Source organism: Bradyrhizobium sp. BRP56 (genome assembly GCF_020194035.1).
In the GTDB taxonomy this organism is placed as follows: Bacteria; Pseudomonadota; Alphaproteobacteria; order Rhizobiales; family Xanthobacteraceae; genus Bradyrhizobium; species Bradyrhizobium australafricanum.
Map to the genome: position 1 here is coordinate 1 of NZ_JADYVV010000204.1, position 447 is coordinate 447.

Genomic DNA, 447 nt, shown 5'->3' on the forward strand with positions numbered 1-447 from the left:
GACTTGGGGTTGTAGCTGCTGGGCAGCTGGTCGCCGCGCCAGAAACCGGCCCATTCGTAGCGGCCGTCGCCGGGCACCGGCAGCAGGCCGTCCCAGTTCGGACGGATCGGGGCGAGACCGCCCGGCACCCAGCCGATGTTGCCCTTCGTGTCGGCATAGACCTGGTTTTCGGTGGGGGCACCCCAGTTCATCATCGACTGCTTGAACTGCGCGAAGGTGCGTGCGCGCATGTAGCCGACCGAGCCGAAATACGGCGACATGCCCGGCGACAGCCACGCGGAGCGCACCGCATACGCGCGGTGCTTTTCGGCATCGATGTAGATGACGGGGCCGTGGCGCGTGAAGGTCAGGTCGACGGGGCGGGGTTCACCGCCGCGCACCCTCACGGTTTCGTGCAGCACGCTCAAGGGCTCCCAGCCGCCGTTGTAGCGGTATTCGGTGTTGTTG

At 67.1% G+C, this 447-nt stretch carries 1 protein-coding gene; it reads right to left on the reverse strand.

What is annotated here, in order from left to right; genetic code table 11:
- Positions 1-447, reverse strand: a 447-nt coding sequence (locus I6F38_RS43385; protein WP_225164715.1) for a penicillin acylase family protein, incomplete at both ends; no start/stop codon positions are given.